Source organism: Micromonospora sp. CPCC 205558 (assembly GCF_036902955.1).
Classification (GTDB): domain Bacteria; phylum Actinomycetota; class Actinomycetes; order Mycobacteriales; family Micromonosporaceae; genus Micromonospora.
The window spans coordinates 257,945-276,595 of sequence record NZ_JBAKHR010000002.1; the positions used below are offsets into that span (position 1 = coordinate 257,945).

Annotated in this window: 16 protein-coding genes; 8 read left to right on the forward strand and 8 right to left on the reverse strand. The window is 69.7% G+C overall.

The features are described 5' to 3' along the window. The first annotated feature begins 162 nt into the window (after nucleotides 1–162). Nucleotides 163–3,147, forward strand: coding sequence for a glycoside hydrolase family 3 protein (locus V6U86_RS03615; RefSeq protein WP_334498355.1), 2,985 nt, complete (start codon nucleotides 163–165; stop codon nucleotides 3,145–3,147). A gap of 510 nt (nucleotides 3,148–3,657) precedes the next feature. After that, nucleotides 3,658–6,354: an RICIN domain-containing protein gene (locus tag V6U86_RS03620; protein ID WP_334498357.1), complete on the forward strand. Its 2,697-nt coding sequence runs from the start codon at nucleotides 3,658–3,660 to the stop codon at nucleotides 6,352–6,354. A gap of 159 nt (nucleotides 6,355–6,513) precedes the next feature. On the opposite strand, the gene V6U86_RS03625 is transcribed toward V6U86_RS03620, so the two are convergent. The 3 genes from V6U86_RS03625 to V6U86_RS03635 form a co-directional block, all read right to left on the reverse strand. After that, the gene (locus tag V6U86_RS03625; protein ID WP_334498359.1) at nucleotides 6,514–6,735 is read right to left on the reverse strand and encodes a hypothetical protein; all 222 of its coding nucleotides are present in this window, start codon (nucleotides 6,733–6,735) and stop codon (nucleotides 6,514–6,516) included. 67 nt (nucleotides 6,736–6,802) lie between these two features. Continuing rightward, nucleotides 6,803–7,708, reverse strand: a complete 906-nt coding sequence (locus V6U86_RS03630; RefSeq protein ID WP_334498362.1) for an ion transporter — start codon at nucleotides 7,706–7,708, stop codon at nucleotides 6,803–6,805. 145 nt (nucleotides 7,709–7,853) lie between these two features. Further along, complete coding sequence (locus V6U86_RS03635) at nucleotides 7,854–8,153, reverse strand: amphi-Trp domain-containing protein (protein ID WP_334498365.1); 300 nt, start codon at nucleotides 8,151–8,153, stop codon at nucleotides 7,854–7,856. Nucleotides 8,154–8,301: 148 nt separating this feature from the next. Here V6U86_RS03635 and V6U86_RS03640 point away from each other — a divergent pair, with 148 nt between their 5' ends. Further along, complete coding sequence (locus V6U86_RS03640; RefSeq protein ID WP_334498367.1) at nucleotides 8,302–8,598, forward strand: DUF6582 domain-containing protein; 297 nt, start codon at nucleotides 8,302–8,304, stop codon at nucleotides 8,596–8,598. Between the two features lie 26 nt (nucleotides 8,599–8,624). On the opposite strand, the gene V6U86_RS03645 is transcribed toward V6U86_RS03640, so the two are convergent. Further along, nucleotides 8,625–9,050, reverse strand: coding sequence for a VOC family protein (locus V6U86_RS03645; protein ID WP_334498369.1), 426 nt, complete (start codon nucleotides 9,048–9,050; stop codon nucleotides 8,625–8,627). Between the two features lie 148 nt (nucleotides 9,051–9,198). Here V6U86_RS03645 and V6U86_RS03650 point away from each other — a divergent pair, with 148 nt between their 5' ends. Continuing rightward, a complete protein-coding gene (locus tag V6U86_RS03650; RefSeq protein WP_334498371.1) occupies nucleotides 9,199–11,028 on the forward strand; it encodes a glycoside hydrolase family 15 protein in 1,830 nt (609 codons plus the stop codon). Between the two features lie 9 nt (nucleotides 11,029–11,037). Here the strand turns inward: V6U86_RS03650 and V6U86_RS03655 are convergent, their stop codons facing one another. Further along, nucleotides 11,038–11,853 (reverse strand): DUF72 domain-containing protein, encoded by an 816-nt coding sequence (locus tag V6U86_RS03655; RefSeq protein ID WP_334498625.1) that lies wholly within the window; start codon nucleotides 11,851–11,853, stop codon nucleotides 11,038–11,040. Nucleotides 11,854–11,978: 125 nt separating this feature from the next. On the opposite strand from V6U86_RS03655, the gene V6U86_RS03660 reads away from it, so the two are divergent. Continuing rightward, nucleotides 11,979–12,992 (forward strand): glycosyltransferase, encoded by a 1,014-nt coding sequence (locus tag V6U86_RS03660; RefSeq protein WP_334498373.1) that lies wholly within the window; start codon nucleotides 11,979–11,981, stop codon nucleotides 12,990–12,992. Between the two features lie 51 nt (nucleotides 12,993–13,043). Continuing rightward, the gene (locus V6U86_RS03665) at nucleotides 13,044–13,772 is read left to right on the forward strand and encodes a Clp protease N-terminal domain-containing protein (protein ID WP_334498375.1); all 729 of its coding nucleotides are present in this window, start codon (nucleotides 13,044–13,046) and stop codon (nucleotides 13,770–13,772) included. 10 nt (nucleotides 13,773–13,782) lie between these two features. Here the strand turns inward: V6U86_RS03665 and V6U86_RS03670 are convergent, their stop codons facing one another. Together V6U86_RS03670 and V6U86_RS03675 are read right to left on the reverse strand one after the other, a co-directional pair. After that, nucleotides 13,783–14,301, reverse strand: a complete 519-nt coding sequence (locus tag V6U86_RS03670) for a hypothetical protein (RefSeq protein WP_334498377.1) — start codon at nucleotides 14,299–14,301, stop codon at nucleotides 13,783–13,785. A gap of 162 nt (nucleotides 14,302–14,463) precedes the next feature. Then, entirely contained in the window at nucleotides 14,464–14,658 is a 195-nt protein-coding gene (locus tag V6U86_RS03675) for a DNA repair protein (protein WP_334498379.1), read from the reverse strand. Between the two features lie 171 nt (nucleotides 14,659–14,829). Between V6U86_RS03675 and V6U86_RS03680 the strand changes: the two genes are divergently transcribed. Continuing rightward, on the forward strand, nucleotides 14,830–15,492 hold the full coding sequence (locus V6U86_RS03680) for a GNAT family N-acetyltransferase (RefSeq protein ID WP_334498381.1): 663 nt from the start codon (nucleotides 14,830–14,832) through the stop codon (nucleotides 15,490–15,492). A 274-nt stretch (nucleotides 15,493–15,766) separates the two neighbouring features. Here the strand turns inward: V6U86_RS03680 and V6U86_RS03685 are convergent, their stop codons facing one another. Continuing rightward, complete coding sequence (locus tag V6U86_RS03685; protein WP_334498383.1) at nucleotides 15,767–17,221, reverse strand: glycoside hydrolase family 3 N-terminal domain-containing protein; 1,455 nt, start codon at nucleotides 17,219–17,221, stop codon at nucleotides 15,767–15,769. 169 nt (nucleotides 17,222–17,390) lie between these two features. On the opposite strand from V6U86_RS03685, the gene V6U86_RS03690 reads away from it, so the two are divergent. Continuing rightward, on the forward strand, nucleotides 17,391–18,566 hold the full coding sequence (locus V6U86_RS03690; protein WP_334498384.1) for an ROK family transcriptional regulator: 1,176 nt from the start codon (nucleotides 17,391–17,393) through the stop codon (nucleotides 18,564–18,566). Nucleotides 18,567–18,651: the final 85 nt, after the last annotated feature.

Consider the following 18,651-nt stretch of genomic DNA (forward strand, 5'->3'; position numbering starts at 1 on the left):
CTATAGTTGCGCGGATCACAACAATCATGGCCGTGGTGACGCGGCGGGGTCGTCGAAGCGCTTCGACGATTCGTCGTACAGGCCCGTCAGCCGGGTGTCGAGCCTGATCACGCCGGCCTCGACGCCCGCTGGGCGTCGGTCGTACGACCTGAGGAGAACCGCATGCGGAACTGGCGCCTTCGGCGCGGAATCACCGCGCTCGCGCTTGCCCTGCTCGCCCTACCGGCCGTTCCCGGCACCGCGCTCGCCGAGCCCACCTACCCGTTCCGAGATCCCCACCTGCCCGTGAACGCCCGGGTCGACGACCTGCTCGGCCGTCTCACCCTGGACGAGAAGATCTCCTGGCTGCACCAGTACCAGCCGGCCGTTCCCCGACTGGGCATCGGCCTGTTCAAGACCGGCACCGAGGCGCTGCACGGGGTGGCCTGGTCCACCGACATCGACAACAACGGCGCGGTGGTCAAAGCTCGCGGCACCACCTTTCCCCAGCCGGTGGGCATGGCGAGCACCTGGAACACGGACCTGATCCGGCAGGTCGGTTCCGCCGTCGGCGACGAGGCGCGCGGCTACCACGCGCAGAACCCCCGGGTCTGGGGGCTCAACCTGTGGGCACCGGTGGTCAACCTGCTGCGCGACCCCCGGTGGGGCCGCAACGAGGAGGGCTACTCCGAGGACCCGCTGCTGACCGGCGCGATCTCCACCGCGTACGGGTCGGGAATGACCGGCGGCGACCCGAACCACCTGAAGAGCGCGCCGACCCTCAAGCACTACCTGGCGTACAACAACGAGGTCCGACGCGACGTGACCTCCTCGAACGTGCCGCCTCGGGTGCTCAACGAGTACGACCGCGCCGCCTTCAAGCCGGCCATCGCGGCCGGTGCGGCGACCGGGGTGATGGCGTCGTACAACCTGGTCAACGGTCGTCCGGCGACAGTGGACCCGGACCCGATGACGGTGTTCCGGGACTGGACCGACAGGCCGTTGATGAACGTCACGGACGCCTGGGCGCCGAACAACCTCGTCAACACCCAGAAGTACTACGCCACCCAGGCCGAGGGCAACGCGGCGATCATCAAGGCCGGCCTGAGCAGCTTCATCACCGACGACACGAACGCGCAGCCGACCATCACCGCGATCAAGCAGGCCCTCGCCACCGGTCTGCTGACCGAGGCCGACATCGACGCCCGGATCCGCGAGATCCTCAACGTCCGATTCCGGCTGGGTGAGTTCGACCCGGGTGGCGGCCGGTACGGCGGCATCACCCCGGACGTCATCAACAGCCCCGAACACCAGCGACTGGCCCGGCAGGCCGCCGGCGAGGCGATGGTGCTGCTGAAGAACGAGCGGCAGGCGCTACCGCTGGACCCGGCCCGCACCCGCAAGGTGGCGGTGCTCGGCCCGCTGGCCGACACCCTCTACTCCGACTGGTACGGAGGCGACCTGCCCTACCAGGTGACGGCGCTCGGTGGCATCCGTGAACGACTGGGCAGTTCGGCCAGCGTGAGCGGGCTCGACGGGGCGGACCGGATCGCCCTGAAGGACGCGGCGACCGGCCGGTACGTCACGGCCACCGGCACCACCGACGCCAACCCGGTCACCGCGACCGGCGCCACGGCCGCGCTCGACGCACAGTTCGACGTGGTCGACTGGGGGCAGGACGTGGTGACGATGCGCAACGCCGCCAACGGCCGCTACCTCGGCTACAACTGGGGGCCGTTCCTCACCCGCGACGAGCAGCCCAACGGTTGGTACGTCCAGCAGCAGTTCAAGCTGGAACCGCAGGCCGACGGAACAGTGGTGCTGCGCTACATGGGCTACGAGACCAAGGAGAGCTGGTTCGGCGCGGACACGTACGTGACGGTCGGCGACGATGGCGCCCTGAAGCTCGGTGCATCGACCCCGGCCGCCGCGGCCCACTTCAGTCGCGAAGTGATCAGCAATGGAATCGACCGGGCCGTGGCGGCGGCCAAGGCGGCCGACACCGCTGTGCTGGTGGTCGGCAGCAACCCGTTCATCAACGGCCGGGAGGCGCACGACCGGACCTCCACGGCGTTGAGTGCCGGCCAGGAGGCGCTGGTCAAGGCCGTGGCCAGGGCCAACCCGCGGACCGTGCTCGTGCTCCAGACCAGCTACCCGGTCACCATCCGATGGGAGCAGGAGCACGTTCCGGCCATCGTCTGGACCACCCACGCGGGCGCGGAGACCGGTCACGCCGTCGCCGACGTCCTCTTCGGCGACCGCAACCCGTCCGGTCGGCTCACCCAGACCTGGTACCGCTCGGACTCGCAACTGCCGCCGGACCTGCTGGAATACGACATCATCTCGTCCCGGCAGACCTACCTGTACAGCACCGCGAAGCCGCTCTACCCGTTCGGCCACGGGCTGTCGTACACCCGTTTCCGGTACGGCCAGCTGCGTGCCGCTGCCCAGTCGGTCGCTGCCGACGGCACCATCACGGCCAGTGTCGACGTGACCAACGTCGGCAGCCGGGCCGGGACCGAGGTGGTCCAGCTCTACACCCACCAGCGCACCTCGCGGGACACCACCCCCATCCGCCAGCTCAAGGCGTTCCAGCAGGTGAAACTCGCGCCCGGGCAGACCCGTACCGTGACCCTGCGCCTGCCCGCCGCCGACCTGGCGCACTGGGACGTCACCCGCAGCCGGTGGGTGGTCGAGTCGTCGGTGCACGACCTGATGGTCGGGGCGTCCGCCGAGGACATCCGGGCCCGCGCCGCGGTCCGGGTCCGCGGTGAGACCATCCCGGCCCGCAACCTGTCCCGGCCCACCAGAGCGGAGAGCTTCGACAGGTACGCGGGGGTGCGGCTGGTCGACGAGACAAAGCCCAGCGGTACGGCGGTCGGTGCCACCGCAGCCGGTCAGTGGATCTCCTTCGACGGTTCCGCGCTGCGTGCGGACGCGCGTACCTTCACCGCGAAGGTCGCCAGGGTCGGCGCGGGTGCCGGCACCATCCAGATCCGGTTGGGGTCGCCCACCGGCCGGCTGCTCGGCACGGCCACCGTGCCCAGCACCGGCGACGACTACCGGTACGTCAGCACCAGCACCGCGTTGGCCCGTGCCGTCGGCACCCGCGACGTGTACCTGGTGTTCGACTCCCCGCTGCGGCTGGCGGAGTTCTCCATCAGCTGACCAGGGTTCGGGGCCGGTTCGATCGTCGAACCGGCCCCGCGGTGCCTATGGAGTTGATGCCGTAAACGAATCGGGCGCGGCAGGCCCACGTGGCGGGTGGCTGCCCGGGCGACCGTGCGGCGGTGATGTCGTCAGCGATTCAGCTCCAAAGGAACGCCGCGCCACCTGCGCCCCCTGCGCGCGAGCGGGGGAGGCCGGTGGTCGGCGGGCCATCGAGCGCTGCTGAGACCGTCACTGCGAATTCGTCGGACGACGTTGTCAGGGGCGCGCGGGCAACATGGCCGATCTGCCCGATCGGTGAGTATTTCTGCATAGACGCCCTCCAATTGACTGTTGCATTGGTCAGACGTGTGACCTACGCTCCCACTAAGCATTTCGGGGCGGTTAACAAAGAGTGCGGTCGGGGCGACGGAAGTCCCCACCGGCCCTTGGTGGCGTCCCTGTTCCGTACTCGTCGCTCGATACGCACGTTGGGCAACCCACGTCGACGACCAGTGAGAGGAACAGAGCGTGAAGTCAGCCATATCCACCGCTCGAACGTCATTGTTGGCGGTGGCGGCGCTTGTCGCCGCCACGCTGCCGGCAGTGCTGACAAACCAGCTGCCGGCGTCGGCCGCGGTCCAGGCGACCTACTATGTGGCCCCGGACGGTAACGACGCCAACCCGGGCACGTTGCAGTCCCCGTTCAAGACGCTCCAACGGGCGCGCGACGTCGTTCGGACGATAAACGCCAGCATGACCGGCGACATTGAGGTCTACCTGCGCGGTGGTCGTTATCCGGTCAGCAGCACCATCGAGTTCGGTGCCGCGGACTCTGGGGCCAATGGGTTCCGGGTCAGCTATGCCGCCTACCCCAACGAGACGCCGATCCTCGACGGCGGTGTCCAGGTGACCGGGTGGAGCCAGCACAGCGGCAACATCTGGAAGGCGCCACTGAGCCGCGCCAACAAGCTGCGGGCGCTCTACGTCAACGACAAGCGCGCGTACATGGCGTCGAAGACGGTCAGCTCGGCGGGCTGCTACGGGACGTACAACGTCACCGCTGGTCAGGCCTCCTGGGCCTGGGAGTCGGGGTCGCAGTGCGACGGCGCGAGGTACAGCCAGAACGACTTCCCCGCCATCCCCCGCAACCAGGACGACATCGAGATCGAGACGGGCACCACCTGGACCACGGCCATCGTGGGGGTCCGTCAGGTGACCACCGACGGCACGAGCCGCGTCGCCCTGCTCCAGCAGCCGGGCGGGGCCATCGCCCAGGGCGCGTTCAACGGCAACGCCCAGTCGGGTGGCACGCACAAGCTGATGAACGCCTACGAGTTCCTGGACGCGCCCGGTGAGTTCTACTTCGACAAGGGCACCCAGACGGTCTACTACTACAAGGCCAGCTCGGAGAACATGTCGACAGCGACGGTCTACGCGCCGAGCAACGTCAGCACCCTGTTGCGGGTCGCCGGCACCTCGACGAGCAGCCACGCGCGCAACATCACCTTCTCCGGCCTGACGGTGCAGCACTCCGACTGGAACCTGTTCAACGTCGCCGGCTCGTCCTTCAAGCAGGCGCAGCAGGGCAACCTCGGCGCTCAGGTGTACGCGAAGGGCAACTTCCACGTCTACTACTACCGCAACGTGGACGTCACTCCCGCCATCGTCCAGGTGCAGAACGCCGACGGGATCCTCCTGAGCCGCAACCGGATCCAGCACACCGGTGGCGACGGCATCAGCATGGTCAACGACGTGCAGAACTCGCAGTTGATCGGCAACCACACCAACGACGTCGCCGGGTCGGCCATCAACATCGGTCACCCGCAGCACGTCTTCATCGGCGACGGTACGTCGGGCAACAACGAGAAGTACTCTCCCCAGGTCGAGGGGCTGCCGAAGAACATCGACATCAGGAACAACTACCTCTACGACAGCGCCGTCCTGTTCAACGGGCACAGCCCCATCTCGGCGTACTTCGTCGACACCCTCACGATCCAGCGCAACCGGATCGAGAAGGCTCCGTGGTCGGGCATCACCCTCGGCTGGGGTTGGTGGAACTTCGACGGATCGTCGGGCTCGATCACGCCGAACCGACCGACCACCACGGCGCGCAACAACACCATCAGCTACAACCACATCATCGACACGGTGCAGCGCCTGAGCGACACGGCGCCGATCTACACGCTCGGCAGCCAGCCCGGGACCACGATCACCAACAACTACCTCCAGGGCGTTCCCTCGGGTCACAAGTACGGGCTGCACCCGGACGAGGGATCGGCGTTCATGACGTTCCGGGACAACGTCCTGAGCATCGACAAGAACGTCACCTGGATGATCAATTCCGACGACTGGGGTCGGAAGCACGATCTGAGCATCACGCAGACCTACGGCCCGATCAACAAGGTCTCGAACAAGATTCTGCCGAACAGCACTGTCGCCGACATCCTCGTCTCCTCCGACTATGTCTGGCCGTCGGCGGCGTACAGCATCGCGGCGAACTCCGGCCTTGAGGACGCGTACCGGAACATCATTCCCGCGAGCACCTTCTCCGCGCCGAACTATGTGCTGCCGGCCAGCACGTTCGTCACCAGTGCCACCGCGTCGATTCCGATCCGCAGCATCGGCGACGCCACCAAGTCGGTCTGGCTGGCTCCGTACGGCACGACCACCTTCACCGCCGGGGCGACGATGACCAGGGCGGCCGGCACCGCCACGTCCATCGCCGTGCCGAGCACTCAGGGCGAGTACCGGCTCTACGTCGTCGACGCACAGGGCAACCGGTCGGCCGAGTCGACCTCGATCGTCCGGCAGCAGCAGGGCGGTGGCAGCGGTACGGGGAACGGGCAACTCGTGGGCGGCCAGTCGGGTCGCTGTGCGGAGGTGCCCAACTCCTCGACCACCAACGGCACGCAGACGCAACTCTGGGACTGCTCCAGCGGCACCAACCAGCGGTGGACCCAGACCGCCAGCAAGCAGCTGACCGTCTACGGCAACAAGTGCCTGGACGCGTCAGGGGCCGGCACGGCCAACGGCACCGCGGTCATCATCTGGGACTGCCACGGCGGGCTCAACCAGCAGTGGAACGTCAACACCAACGGCACCATCACGAACGCCCAGTCCGGGCTCTGCCTCGACGCCAACGGCGCCGCAACCGCCAACGGCACGAAGCTCATCCTCTGGTCCTGCAACGGCGGCACGAACCAGCAGTGGACGCTGCGTAGCTGACCAACCGAACCCCGGGGCCAGGCCGACACGGGCCTGGCCCCGGCTGTTTCTTATACCCGTAGCTGTCGCCGGTCCGACGCCCCTGTGGTCAGGGCTGTCCACGTGCCTGCCGTCCCAGCAGTCGGGGGAACTGTGCCCCAGCCGGCGCTGCCGACGTCGTTACTTGGCGGCGCTCAGGGCGACGAGTGCCTGGGCGGTGCGGAAGTACGGGCTGCGACCGAGGTCGCCCACGGTGGTGATGTTGAAAGCCTCCTTGAGCAGCTTGGCGTCTCCGGCGCTGACGCCGGTGAGGGCGTTCACCGGGGAGTCGACCAGCTCGGCGAGGGTCTTGTCCTGGTAGGCCTTGACGACGAGCTTGCTGAAATCGGCGGTAACGCTCATGCGATCTCCTCGGAACAGTGGGCGGGGCATCTCACCCGGAAGCGGAACTAGCGGGGGAATTAGATCATCACGGACGAATAGAGTCCACAGGGGACGGTTGTGCTTCCCGTGCCCTGCCCGTGGCCTTCGGCAGCCGGTGCTCCAAGTCGGCGATGATGGTGTGCAGCTGTGCCAACTGTTCGTGCACGGACGGCTCGCCGACGTCATCGCTGATCTCCGGCTGGGCGGCACGAGCCGCTGCCGCGCGCTCCTCCTGATGGGCTTCGTCCAGGGCGTTCAAAACCACCCCCACCAGGAGGTTCGTCAGCAGATAGCAGGCGGCGACCATGTACGAGACGTAGTACAACACCGCCCACTCGGTGACCTCCCGGCCAGCCTGGAGGGTGTCGGTGATGCCGTCCAGCGACAACAGCAGGAACAGCGTGAGCATCGCCTGCCCCACCGTGCCGTACCGCTCGGGAATCGCCGTACCGAACAACATCCAGCCGAGCATCGCGTACCCGTACAGCACGAGGACCGTGACCAGGAGAAAGCTGCCCAGCCCTGGAAGGCTGCGCCGGATCCCGACGAGGATCACGCGCAGACTGGGGAAGAGGCGGAACGCGCGGACGATGCGGGCGAGGCGCAACAGCCTCAGCATCGTGATGTTCTCGCGTACCCCGGGTATCAGCGGTGCCACGACGATGATCAGGTCGAAGACGTTCCACGGATCTCGGAAGAAGTCGCCGGGCCGTCGCAGGTACGCCCCGAAGCGCGCCAGGAGCTCGGCCACGAAGTACGCCAGACACGCGTACTCGACTGTCTGGAGCGGGGCTCCCGCCACCGCGATCGTTCGGCCGTACGTCTCCAGTCCCAGCGCCAGCGCGTTGAGGACGATCACGACGAAACTGGCCAGACTGAACCAGGGGGCGGCCGTCAATTCCTGGCACGCATCGGCCAGCCGGTGCATCCGATCGGTTGCTGCGCTCGTCATCGTTCCTCTTCGACCCGATCGGGATCATGTTGCGGACCAGATCACCGCATCTCCGGGGCCGCGTGGGCCGATTGTTCGACCGGAGTGACGGCGGTGGCGGCCACCAGCATCGATGGCCGCCGTGCGACACGTTGTCGGCCAGAGGTCACGCCTCTGGTGCGACCTCGGCCTGCTGGTCTCCGCTCGGAGGCTCCTCGACGTCCTCCACTGCCGGTGCGGACGTCGGCACGGTCCAGGAGAACTCGATCTCGACGGACAGCTCCGTCTCGCTCTCCTGTTCGATCTCCAGCTCGCAACGGACGGTGTCCGCCACGGAGACGGCACCCGCCGCGCCGTAGTAGAGCCGCCCATCGGACTCCAACTGGTGGGCGAGCTGACGCAGCCAGGCGGCCAGATCCGAGCGTGACACCGTGCGGGCGTCCTCGTAGATATCCATGCCGGCCATGCTCGCATTCCATAAGGGACGGACAGGGGTAGGGCTTTGACTGCACATGCGTTGGCCGCATGGTATGGATCTTGTGGTGCTCGGCTGCCGACAGGGAAAATGTCGGCGTGGTAGGTGCCGCCGGACTCCTGGTGGGTACTGGTGGGAGGTGACACCTACCTGGAAGCCCCACGAGAAACACGGCACCCTGTCGGAGAAGGACAAGCGCGAGCTGCCGGAGAGCGTCTTCGCGTTCCCGGGGAAACGCAAGGAACCGATGACCGATGCGGGCCACGTCCGCAACGCCGTCGCCCGCTTCGACCAGGTGCAGGGCGTCACCGACAAGGACCGGGACCTGGCCTTCCAGAACATCCTCGCCGCCGCCGCGCACTACGGTGTCGACGTCGCCGAGACGAACTGGCGCCAACTCGGCAAGCTCCCGCACACACCGAATCCCGCCCACTGACCGGACACCCCACCCGAACGTCCCCGTCAGGTCGCCTTCAGCGAGGCGAGGACGTCGAGGTAGTGCGGGTTCTTCATGACACCCAGCACGTTGCCGAACGGGTCGACCACCGCCGCGGTGACGAACCCCCCGTCCCCGTGCGGGGTGATCGGCTGGTACTCGGTGGCCCCCATCGCCAACAGCCGCTCGACGGTCGCGTCGAGGTCGTCGACGTGCCAGTGCATGACCACGCCGCCAGGCCCTGCCGTCGCGCCGGCCGGCGCGTACCTGCGGTCGATGATGCCCAGCTCGGCCTGGTAGTCCCCGATGCGGAACTCGGTGTAGGCAGGGCGTCCGTCGGGGCCCGGGCGCAGGAAGTACGCCTCGGTCCCCAGCAGCTCCGCGTACCACGCCGTGGCCGCTGCCACGTCGTCCGCCCAGATGTTCAGTGTGGCAAATCCTCGCAGGCTCATGGGGCGCCCTCTCGTCGATGTCGATGTCGTTGGTGTTGACGCTATCGACGAACGCGGAGGGTTGGCTTCCGCAATTGGCGGCGGGCGGCATCTTTCGTCAGCTCCCGGGTAGTCCGCGCCATTGCCCGTACGAATGGCGGGGGACAGCGTGAAGAGCTACCCGGCAGTCGAGAACCACGGTCTGATCGGTGATCTACAGACCGCGGCGCTGATCAGCACGGACGGTACGGTCGACTGGTTCTGCGCGCCCCGCTTCGACTCGCCGAGCGTCTTCGGCGCGCTGCTGGACCGCCGCGACGGGGGCCACTTCCAGCTCTCGCCCGACGGCGTCGACTACACCAGCAAGCAGCTCTACCTGCCCGGTACGCCAATCCTGATCACCCGATTCCACAGCGCGGACGGTGTGGGTGAGCTGTTGGACTTCATGCCCGTCACCGGTGAACAGGCCACCGACCGGCACCGGTTGATCCGGCTGGTCCGGATGGTCCGGGGGTCCATGCAGTTCCGCTTCCACTGTCACCCACGGTTCAACTACGGGCGCGATCCGTACGAGCTGGAGGTGCATCCCGAGGGCGACGTCTTCCGGAGCCCGACGTTGAGCCTCACCCTCGCAGCCTTCAAGAACGTGGAGCGGGCGTTCCACGTGGGGGACTTCCACCGCGACGCCGACGGTGTGTCCGCGCGGTTCACGCTGCACGCTGGCGACATCGGCGGTGTCGCCCTGGAGACGGCCAGCCCGCACGCGCCCCGAGCACTCAGCACCGAGGAGGCGTGCGAACTGCTCGCCGAGACCCGCGACTACTGGCGGCGGTGGGTGGGCGGCTCCCGTTACAAGGGCCGCTGGCGGGAGGTGGTCGAGCGGTCGGCGATGACCCTCAAACTGATGACGTACGCGCCGACCGGCGCCCTGGTCGCCGCGCCCACCGCGGGGCTGCCCGAGCAGATCGGCGGGCAGCGGAACTGGGACTACCGCTACACCTGGATCCGGGACGCCTCCTTCTCGGTGCACGCGCTGCTGAGCGTGGGCTTCACCGACGAGGCCCGGAAGTATCTGCTCTGGCTCGACGCGCGCATCCGTGAGGCACGGGACGGGGACATGCCCCTGCAGATCATGTACCGCATCGACGGCTCACCGGACCTGCCCGAGGAGGTCCTGGGCCACCTGGAGGGGTACCGGGGCTCGGCGCCGGTGCGGGTCGGGAACGGTGCGGCGGGCCAACTGCAACTCGACATCTACGGCGAGGCGCTCGCCTCGTTGGAGTTGGCGGACCGCAACGGCCTGATCGCGCCGTACGAGGGTTGGCGCAAGACGGCCGGGTTGATCGACTGGCTCTGCGAGCACTGGGACCAACCCGAGGACGGCATCTGGGAGACCCGGTCCGGTCGACAGGACTTCACCTACGGTCGGGTGTTGTCCTGGGTCGCGCTGGACCGGGCCATCCGCATCGCGCGACGTCGAGGCCGCCCCGGTGACATCGCCCGCTGGTCCGCCCAACGTGACGCCATCTACGAACAGGTCATGACCCGTGGCTTCGACCGGGAGCGAGGCGCGTTCGTGCAGCATTACCGCTCCGACATCCTGGACGCCTCACTCCTGGTGATGCCGGGCCTGAACTTCATCTCGCCGACCGACCCGATGTGGGAGTCGACCCTGCGGGCGATGGACGCCGAACTGGTCTCCGACAGCCTCGTCTACCGCTACGACCCGAAAGCCTCGCCGGACGGTCTCGCCGGCACGGAGGGCACCTTCAACATGTGCACCTTCTGGTACGTGCAGGCGCTCGCCCTGGCCGGCCGGATCGACGACGCCCGGTTGACCTTCGAGAAGATGCTCACCTACAGCAACCCGCTCGGCCTCTACTCCGAGGAGATCGCGCCGACCGGTGAGCAGATCGGCAACTTCCCGCAGGCGTTCAGCCACCTCTCGCTGATCAGCACCGCGGCCCACCTCGACGAGCTGCTCGACCAGCAGGGCTGAGCGGTCCGGTCAGAACAGCGTCAGCGGCTCGACCGGGATCGGCTCGGGCAACGCGTCGAGTTCGGGTACGCGTGCCCGTACCTCGTCGTGGAACCGGCGGGCGAGCACCGGCGCGTCGGCGTTGTCCGGGGTGTGGATGAACATCGTCGGCGAGCGTCCCTCGCGTAACCAGGTGACGGTCACGTCGATCCAGCGCTGCCACCCCTCGACCGTGCGCGCCGTGTCATCGCGACCGAGGTAGCGGACGATCGGTCGGTCGGTGAGCGCGAGGGACCGCAGCGGCACGCGCGGCTTCTTGGTCCAGGCGTCCCGCTCCGCGTCGCTCGTCGGTGGGCTGGCGAAGAAGGCAGTCGTGTCGAAGGGGATCCACTCGGCGTTGACGGCGGCGAGGGTTGCCCCGAGCAGCCGGGCCGCGTGGGCGTCGGTGAAGAAACCGGGATGGCGGACCTCCACCGCGTACCGGTGGGACTGCGGAAGCTGCGCCAGGAAACGGCCCAGGGCCGGGATGTCGCCTGGTGCGAACGAGCCGGGTAGCTGGATCCAGAGGGCGTGGGCGCGCGGGCCGAGCGGCTCGATCGCGTCGAGGAAGGCGCGCAGAGGTTCGCCGACGTCGGTGAGTCGACGTTCGTGCGTGATGACCTTGGGGAGCTTGAGGACGAACCGGAAGTCGGGGGCCGTCTGGGCGGCCCACGCGGTGACGGTGTCCCGGGCCGGGGTCGCGTAGAACGTCGTGTTGCCCTCCACCGCGTCGCACCAGCTGGCGTAGTGCCGCAGGCGCTCCGTGGGCGGCAGCCGGTGGCCCGGCCACGACCGGTGACTCCACATCGCGCACCCCACGTGCAGACGCATGACCCGCCCTTCCCGCCGGTGACCGCGCTCGACCGGAGCCCACGGTATCCGGGCCGGCGCACCCCGCCGTGCCCGCGGTGTGGCGGGTAGGGTCCGACGCCATGCGTGTGCTGTTCGCCAGTCTTGCGTCCGTCGGTCACACCTATCCGCTGATCCCGCTGGCGATCGCCGCCCGGGACGCTGGGCACGAGGTCCACTTCGCCGCCGGTACGGAGGTGCACGCGCCACTGGCCGCGCACGGCCTGCGGCCGTTCCGCCCCGGCGACGCCTTCTACGAGGTGTACGCCGAGGATCTCGCACCGGAGCTGGCGCGACTGCGGCCCGACCTGGTGGTGCACGAGTGGGGGCTGCCGGGGGCGGCGGTGGCGGCCCATCGGGCCGGGATACCGGGTCTGTGGCACGGGTTCGGCCGGATGTTTCCCGAGGGCATCGGTCTGGAACTCCCCACCCGCAACGCCGAGGTCGTCGGTCGGCCGCACCTGGACATCTGGCCGCCCTCGCTCCAGGACAAGGACTTCCTCGCCACCGAACGTCGGATCGAGCTGCGACCGGTCGCCTTCTCGACACCGGCTCCGCTGCCCGAGCGGGTGAACCGTCGAACCTCCCGACAATTGATCTATCTGACTCTCGGCACCGCGTTCGGCACGCCGGAGCTGCTCCGCACCGCCGTCGCCGGTCTGGCGGCGCTGGACGCGCAGGTGGTGGTCGCGGCGGGCCGGGTGCCAGTGGACCGGCTGGGCGAGGTCCCCGACAACGTCAGCGTGCACCCGTGGGTGTCGCAGGCGGAGCTGTTGCCGCTCGCCGATCTGGTGGTGCACCACGGGGGCAGCGGCACCACCCTCGGCGCGCTCGCGGCTGGCGTACCGCAGGTGATGCTGCCGCAGGGCGCCGACCAGTTCGCCAACGCTGACACGGTCGTCGCCGCCGGTGTCGCCCTGCGGCTCCTTCCCGGTGAGGTGGACGCGGACGCCATCGCCGAGCAGGCCCGGCGTGTGCTGTCCCGGCACGATGCGCGGCGCGACGCGGCCCGTCTGATCGCTGAGGAGATCGCCGGCCTGCCCTCGCCCGCGGCCGTCGCCCGACTCCTGCCGGAGTACGCCGCCGAGCAAAGGTAATGGCGTCAACTCAGGGTTGACGGGGTGACTGCGTCAACCTATGGTTGACGCATGACAGATCCTCTTCAGATCGGTAACACCGTCAAGCTCGACGACCTGATCCAGGCGATCAAGACGGCGCACACTGACGCGCTCGACCAGCTCACCGACGCGGTCATCGCCGCCGACCACCTCGGTGAGGTGGCCGATCACCTGATCGGGCACTTCGTCGACCAGGCCCGGCGCTCGGGCGCCTCCTGGACCGACATCGGCCGCAGCATGGGGGTCACCAAGCAGGCCGCCCAGAAGCGCTTCGTGCCGAAGGCGACCGACGCGGCCGCGCTCGACCCCAATGCCGGCTTCGGCCGGTTCACCCCTCGCGCCCGCAACGTGGTGGTCGCCTCGCAGGAGGAGGCTCGTGCCAGCGGCAACGCGGAGATCGGCCCCGGGCACCTGGTGCTGGGCCTGCTGGCCGAGCCGGAGGGGTTGGCCGCCAGAGTGATGGCTGGTCGCGGCGCCACCCCGGAGGCGGTGCGGGAGGCGGTCGGCGCCGTCCTTCCGCCACGGGCGGAGCAGGTTCCCGACCTCATCCCGTACGACGCGCGCGGCAAGAAGGCGCTGGAGCTGACCTTCCGGGAGGCGCTGCGCCTCGGGCACAACTACATCGGCACCGAGCACATCCTGCTCGCCCTGCTGGAGCAGGAGGACGGCACCGGCGTGCTCACCGAGCTCGGCCTGGAGAAGGCGGCGGTCGAGGCCGACCTGGCCGCCGCCCTCGCCGCCGCCGTCGGGAAGAAGTGAGAACCCGGGGTCAGGACGCCTCAGGAAAGCCGTAACGCAGGGCGTGCTCCGGATCGGTGGGGTCGATCTGGCGCACGCCCGCGTCGGCGAGGCGCTTGTTGACCTCGTCGAGCTGCTCGCGCACCAGGCGGGCCTCCTCCTCGGTGACCCGGCCCCGGTGTGGCTTGCCGGCGTGCTCCAGCGTGCCGTAGTCGATCTTCTCGGCGCTCTTGCGGGCCTTGGGTGGGCGGACCCGCTCGGCCGTCTTCAACAGCTGGGCCATCGGCACGTCGGTGGCCATCGCGTCGAACTCGCTGGCGGTCAGCACCACCCGGCGTGGCTCGCCACCACCGTGCCGGTCGTGGATCTCGACCACCGCCACGTCCAGCGCGGCGTCGTCGATGTTCTCCACCTCGCCCGGGGTGGCATCCAGCTGCACGGGCCCGGCGACCAGGTCCGGGTGCTCCAGCACGACGACGCGGACCACCTCGTCGTCCTGCTGCAGAACCGTGCCGGTGAAGTCGGAGACGTGGATCGTCTTCTTGCCCATGCGCGGAGCTTCTCCTGTCGTAGGCCGGGATGAGGGACCACAAGAAATTACCCGACAGGTGTGCGAAAGCCGCCGCTGGACCTCCTCCGGTGTGTCGCCCCCGGCGAACGTCAGAGGCTGCCCTTCGGGGCCACCCACTCGGTTGGCTGGCCGGTTGGTGCGTCAGCGCGTGTTCGGGCGGTGCCGACTGGAGCAGCCGGCGGGCAGCTTGTTCAGCCCGGCCCACGACAGGGCTCCTGCGCCGATCGCCCGCGGGTTCCGGTAGCGCGGTTGGGGCGGATTGCCGCCGACGGCCTCCGCCGCCCGCCAGAGTCGCTCGGGGTCCTGCTGGTAGTGGTCGTTCGGCTGAATCGGCATGCGTTCACCGTCCCAAACAAAGGTGTCCAGGTATGGAAATACATATGACGGTCGATTTTGGGCGACTGGTTCCCATACCCCCTGGCCCACTCGGCTCTGACGTATCCTGCGCCCAGCCCGGCCGTCCGGCGTACGGTGATCCACGACGGGTCGGGTGACCGGGAGGTGCGCATGCTCGACCGGCGGCTTCACCTGCACCTGGCCACCTGGCTCGGCCAGTGGCCGGCCGGGCCGGGGTTGCACGTGGTCGCCTCGCAGCGGCGGGCCGAACCGGCCTGGGATGGCCGACTGCGCCCCGCGCTCGCCGTGGACACCGGGCGGAGCGCCGTGCTCTCCGTGGCACCGGACCGCGTGGCGGCGGTCCGCGCGCTGGCTCGCCGTACGCCGGCTCGGCTGCTCGCCGCGCTGCCGGAGGCCGTCGGCCTGCCCGAGTTCTGCGTACACGACGGCCCCTTCCGGTGGAGCGTGGCGCCCGCGCCGCTGCCCGATGTGGGGGAGTGGACCGAGCCGACCGCTCCCGGGCTGCCGCCGTGGCTGCGACTCTTCGACCGGCCGGTGCTGGTGGTCCGTGCCCCGGACGGCGCCTACCTGGCCGGTGCGGGGATCAAACGGCACGACGCGCACGGGCACGAGTTGGCCGTCGGCACCGTGCCGGCCGCCCAAAGGCGTGGCCTCGCCCGTCGACTGGTCGCCCAAGCGGCGCGGCGGGTGCTCGACGAGGGGGCGGTGCCCACCTATCTGCACGAGCGAGACAACCACGCCTCGGCCCGGGTCGCCGAAGCGGCCGGTTTCCCGGACCGGGGCTGGCGTGCGTACGGGGTCTATCCGCGCTGAGTGGGCATTGGGCGCGGACCGTGGATCCCGGGCCGGATCCACGGTCCGCAACCTCCCCCCAGGCCCCGGTTCCGGGTGTGGCGGCTCCGCCGTTGGCGAGCCGCCACGTGTCGATCACGCTACGTATCGATCGGGCTCTGGGCAAGGTTGAAGCTGTCGGTTCGGAGTGTCGAGAAGTGGACTTGACCTGCTTCTTCGTTGGTTCGAGCGGGTCAGGGCGTCAGTGACGGAGCGTGCGAATGAGGTCGAGCACCAGCCGGAGAGACGCCGTGGCTCAGCTCGCCAGGCCGAGCGCCTCGGCCGCCGCGCGACCGTTGGCGTGGCTCGCGCCGTAGGTGGTGACGAAGGCGCGGACGCCCGCTGGCCGCCACTGCGCCGGCCAGCCCATCTCCACCACGGTCACCTGGTGCTGGGCGGCCAGGTCGGCGATCAGCTCCGGGCCGCCGGGCAGCCGGTGCAGGTGTCGCCCGACCAGCACGATGTGACGGTCGCCGGCCAGCCCGCGCAGCGTGGCCGGGTCGGTCTCGGTGGCGATCACCCGGATCTCCGGCACCCCGTCCAGGTGTGGACCGAGGCCCCACGGCACCCGACCCTCGGCGATCGTCGACTCGGTGTGCAGTTGCACAACCAGTGGCTGACCCAGGCCGGTGAGCAGGCCGTCCACCCGGACTGCTCGGCGCGCCGCCGCGTACCCCAGCTCGGTGTCCTCCGTGGTCGACGACCCGCCGGCGGCCCGGGTCCAGGCGGCGAGATCGGCGGCGCGGCCGGCCGCCTCCTCGACCCGTGCCCTCGCGAGCCGGCCGTCGGCGAGCGCGTCGACGATCTCGGCGGCCACCCGCTCGACCAGTTCGGCGTCGACCCTCGCGCCGATGCAGAGCAGGTCGGCGCCCGCGCTCAGGGCCCGGACCGCAGCTGGCCCGACGCCGCCGGCGGCAACGGCGGCCCCCTTCATCTCCAGCGCGTCGGTGATCACGGTGCCGGTGAAGCCGTACTCGGTGCGCAGCAGGTCGACCAGGACGGCTCGGCTGAAGGTGGCCGGGTCGGCGCCGGTGAGCGCAGGCACCCGGATGTGCGCGGTCATCACGGCGCGCGCCCCAGCGGCGACGACGGCCGCGAACGGCGGCAGGTCCCGCTGGCGGAGCAGGCCCAGCGGAGCGTCCACGGTGGGCAGCTCGTGGTGGGAGTCCTTGACGGTGGCACCGTGCCCGGGGAAGTGCTTGGCGCAGGCGGCCACGCCGGCGGCCTGCAACCCGGCCACGGCGGCGGCCGAGTGGGCGGCCACCCGCACCGGATCCGCGCCGAAGGACCGGGTGCCGATCACCGGGTTGTCGTCGGCGGTGTTGACATCGACAGTGGGGGCGAGGTTGACGGTGATGCCGAGCGCGGCCAGTTCGGCACCGATCGACTGGTAGACCCGTCGGGTGAGAGCCACGTCACCGATTGCCCCCAGGGCGGCGTTACCGGGGTACGGGCTGCCGGTGGCGTGCGCCAGCCGGGTCACGTCGCCACCCTCCTCGTCGATGGCGATCAGCGCGTCCGGCCGACCGGCACGCAGCGCGGCGGTGCTCGCCGCCACCTGCGCGGGGTCGTGCACGTTGGTGCCGAACAGGGTGTGCCCGGCCAGCCCGTCGGCAAGCAGGTCGACTGCCCAGTCCGGTGGGACCGGTCCCGGGTACGCGGCGAGGAGCGTGCCCAGCGTCAGCCGGCGCAGTCCTGGATCCAACCCCACGTGATCTTCCCCCTTCGGTGACCCGCGGGTACGCGACGTCGTACCGGTGGTGGTCGTGGCCCTGCCGACTTGGCCGAGCGTCCCACCGCCGAGTGACCGTTACGCTACGGCTACCCATTCGCAGGCTGGTTTACAGTTAGCAAAGTTTACTAAAACTAGAGGACGGCTCATGAGTGCGACCCGGCTGCCCGGCACCCCCCGCCTGTTGCGGGCGCTCAACGACCGTGCCGCGCTGGAGCTGCTCCTCGAACGCGGCCCGCTGACCCGGGCCCGACTCGGCGAGCTGACCGGCCTGTCGAAGGTCACCGCCTCGCAACTGGTCGAGCGGCTGGAGGAGCGCGGCCTCGTCGCGCGGGTCGGTGAGCAGGCTGGCGGGCGAGGGCCGAACGCCCAGCTCTACGCGGTCCGTCCGGGCAGCGCGCACGTGGTCGGTGTGGACGTCGGGCCGGACCGGGTGGTGGCCGCGTGCGCCGACATCACCGGTGCCGTGATCGGCCGGGTGGAGCAGTCGACCCGGGACACCGACGACCCGGTGGGCGTGGTGCACAACGCCGTCGTGCAGGCGGCGAGCAGCGCCCAGGCGCAGCTGAGCAGCGTACGACGGATCGTGCTCGGCACGCCGGGCCTGGTCGACCCCGGCACCGGCGACATCACCTTCGCCTTCAACCTGCCCCGCTGGCACAGCGGTCTGCTCGCCGCGCTGCGGGACGACCTGCACACGCCGGTGGTCTTCGAGAACGACGTCAACCTGGCCGCGGTGGCGGAGGCGCAGTCCGGCGCCGCCCAGGGGCTGGGAGACTTCGTGCTGGTCTGGGTGGGTGCCGGCGTCGGCCTGGCGATCATGCTGGGCGGGCGGTTGCACCACGGCAGCAGCGGCGCGGCCGGCGAGATCGGCTACCTGCCGGTGCCCGGCGCGCCCATTCCGCGCGATGTCTCCCGGCGCGCCAAGCCGGCCTTCCAGCAGCTGGTCGGTGCGGACTCGGTGCGCGCGGTGGCCGCTGAGCACGGCTACCCGGACGCCGACGCCGCCGAGGCCGTCCGCGCGGCCGTCGCGGCCGGTGCTGACGGCGGCCCGATGCTCGACGAGCTGGCCCGTCGGCTCGCGCTCGGCGTGGCCAGCACCTGCGTGGTGCTGGACCCACCGCTGGTCGTGCTCGCCGGCGAGGTGGGCCAGGCCGGTGGCGCCGCCCTCGCCGACCGGGTGCAGCAGGAGGTCGCGGCGATCACCCTGGTTCAGCCGCGAGTGGTGCCGACCGGGCTGACCGAGGAACCGATCCTGCACGGCGCGCTGCGCACCGCCCTGGACGCGGTGCGCGACGAGGTGTTCGGCTCCACCGTCGGCTGAGCCCGTCGCGGCGGTCACATGAAGGAATATTTCATCGGTTCTCGGTGAGTCGCAAGCCCTTGCCGGGTCCGGCCCGCCGAGGGCC